Origin of the sequence: Liquorilactobacillus sicerae (assembly GCF_029916425.1) — a bacterium.
GTDB classification, from domain to species: domain Bacteria; phylum Bacillota; class Bacilli; order Lactobacillales; family Lactobacillaceae; genus Liquorilactobacillus; species Liquorilactobacillus sicerae.
In genome coordinates, this window is sequence record NZ_JAHAVQ010000201.1 from 1 (window position 1) to 468 (window position 468).

1 protein-coding gene is annotated in these 468 nt (G+C 41.7%); it reads left to right on the forward strand.

From position 1 onward, the window contains the following. The coding region (locus KH893_RS11990; RefSeq protein WP_281166304.1) for an EF-Tu/IF-2/RF-3 family GTPase at window positions 1-468 on the forward strand (468 nt) is incomplete at both ends.

Sequence of the window (468 nt, forward strand, 5' to 3'; positions counted from 1 at the left end):
GTTGGCCGTATTGGAATTGGTAGTGTTGTTCGTGGAACGATTAAAGTTTGTGATAATGTTACTGTTTTAAAATTGGATGGTTCTCATAAAGATTTCCGTGTAACGAAATTGATGGGTTTTTTGGGTTTGAAAAGAATTGATATTGATCGAGCCGAAGCTGGCGATTTAATTGCTGTTTCCGGAATGGAAGAAATTAATGTTGGTGAAACAGTTGCTGCTTCCAGCCACCCTGATGCATTGCCTCCATTGAGAATTGATCCACCAACTCTGCAAATGATTTTTAGAACCAACGATTCACCTTTTGCCGGTCGGGAAGGAAAATTTGTAACTGCCCGCCAATTGGAAGACCGATTGAAGCAGGAACTGCATACTGATGTTTCGCTGCGAGTTGAAGATACAAAAACACCTGGTGTTTGGACTGTCTCTGGACGTGGAGAACTGCATCTTTCAATTTTGATCGAGACGATG